Origin of the sequence: Streptomyces misionensis, assembly GCF_007896895.1 — a bacterium.
GTDB classification, from domain to species: domain Bacteria; phylum Actinomycetota; class Actinomycetes; order Streptomycetales; family Streptomycetaceae; genus Streptomyces; species Streptomyces misionensis_A.
Genome location: NZ_VOGW01000170.1, coordinates 93070 through 95175, shown reverse-complemented (window position 1 = coordinate 95175; position 2106 = coordinate 93070). Strand labels below are relative to the sequence as shown.

Below are 2106 nucleotides of genomic sequence, written 5' to 3'. Positions count from 1 at the left end.
CCCCACACCCCCCACATCGAGGTCCCGCTCGACGCTGACCACGCCCAACGGGCCGTCGAGTACGGCTTCGGGAGCGAGTGTCCGACGGGCTGCCGCTCGTCCCCGTCACCCTCGCCCTCGTCGACCGCTTCCTCGCCACGACGCCCCGCGACTCGGCCGAGTTCATCGGCCGCATCGAGCACCTCGGCCGGTCCTGCACCGTCGGACTCGCCGCCGTCAACGCGGCCATGGCCGGCTGCGCACCAGCCCACTTCCCGGTCGTCCTCGCCGCCTGGGACGCGCTCATGCTCGAGCGGGCCGCGCGCGGCGGAGACTGGCAGTCCACCTCCGGGCCCTTCCCGCTGATCGTCGTCAACGGCCTCGTCCGCAAGGAGTTCGGCTTCAACTCCCGGCGCCCTCGGCTCCGACCACGCCCGCATGCCCGCGGGCGCCGGTACGGCCACCGCGACGTGCAGCAGTGGCTGTACGAGCACGTCGGCCGCACCGTCGCCGACCTGCGCCGCGCCGGCAAGGGCGGGGTCGGCGAGGACAACGGCGTCCGGTACGCCACCGGAACCGCCCCCGACGCTCCCGGCGGCGAGGAGTTCGTACGGTTCCTGCCTTCGCCTGAGCCCGGGCACATCCTCGCCGTCGAAGGCGTCGGCATGGGCCGCCCGCCCCGTTGCACGGGCCCCGCCTCGGCCTTCCGTTCAACGGAAGGCGCCCTGTTCACGGGCCCGTGTCCGCAGCACTCTGGAAACCGCCGACCTTCCACCCCGACCCCTCGGGGCAACCGGCAGCCGAAACCCGCGAACCCCCACCCTCAATACAAAACCCACGACCCAAGTCCGCAGTCCCCGATCCGTCGATGCGGCGGGTCCGCCCGACGCAAGGGAGATGACGATGACGACGACGTCATTCGCGCGCAACCAGTGGTACGTGGCCGCCTACGGCAGCGAGATCGGGCGGAAACTGTTCACCCGCACCATCTGCGGCGAGTCGATCCTTTTCTGGCGCACCGAGGCGGGGGAGGTCACCGCCATGGCGGACCGGTGCGTCCACCGCCGTTTCCCGCTCTCCGAGAAGCCGAGCCGACTGGACGGCGACACGGTTGTCTGCGGCTACCACGGCTTCACCTACGGCGCCGACGGCGTGTGCGTGAGCGTGCCCGGTCAGAAGCGCGTGCCGCGCACCGCACGGCTCACCTCCTACCCCGTCAAGGAACGGGACTCCTTCGTGTGGGTGTGGATCGGCGACAAGGACAAGGCCGACGAGGCCCTGATCCCCCGCGCCCCCTGGCTGGACTCGCCCGACTACACCACCGTCTGTGGCATGGAGCCGCTGGCGGCCCGCTACGGCCTCCTCGTCGACAACCTGCTCGACCTGTCCCACGAGACGTACCTGCACGGCGGCTATATCGGCACCCCCGAGGTCGCCGAGACCCCCATCACCACAGAGGTCGACGACAAGGCGGGCGTCGTGCACGTCAGCCGGCACATGGACGACGCGGCCTGCCCGCCGTTCTACGCCAAGTCCACCGGCATCACCGGCCGCATCACGCGCTGGCAGGACATCGAGTACCACGCCCCCTGCCTGTACCTCCTGCACTCGCGCATCGCCCCGGTCGGCGCACCCGGCCCGGACGCGGACGGCGGCGACCCGGACGCCTTCCACGTCGAGGTCGTCTACGCCATCACTCCGGAGACGGAGACCAGCACTCACGACTTCTGGGCCGTGGCCCGCGACTTCGCCTTGGACGACCAGGAGGTCTCCGACTTCCTGCGGGAGAACAACCGCACCGTCGTCCTCCAAGACGTCGTCGCACTCAACAGGCTGGAGCAGGTCATCGCCTCCGAGCCGGCCGGGACGCAGGAGCTCAGCATCAACATCGACACCGGTGGCCTGGCCGCCCGCCGCATCCTTCAGCGGCTCGTCGAGGCCGGCACGGCCACACCCACGGCGGCCGAAGCCGCGGCGGCCGTCCGATGAGCCCGCAGCCCACGACGACGCTCGACGGAGACACGGTCTACCGGATCGTGTGGGTCCCCGGCACGGACCGGATGCGCGGCTGGTGCTGGTGCGGCGAGCCCCGGGAGTCCGAGGACCCGGTGGAGCTGTGGGAGTGGC

General features: G+C 71.3%; 1 protein-coding gene and 1 pseudogene. One reads left to right on the top strand and one right to left on the bottom strand.

Annotated features, from left to right (window positions below; all coding sequences use genetic code 11):
- A pseudogene (locus tag FRZ03_RS39845) lies at positions 1 to 620 on the bottom strand (hypothetical protein); the annotation flags it as partial.
- A 262-nt stretch (positions 621 to 882) separates the two neighbouring features.
- Between FRZ03_RS39845 and FRZ03_RS28315 the strand changes: the two are divergent.
- Positions 883 to 1968 (top strand): aromatic ring-hydroxylating dioxygenase subunit alpha, encoded by a 1086-nt coding sequence (locus tag FRZ03_RS28315; RefSeq protein WP_146467944.1) that lies wholly within the window; start codon positions 883 to 885, stop codon positions 1966 to 1968.
- Positions 1969 to 2106: the final 138 nt, after the last annotated feature.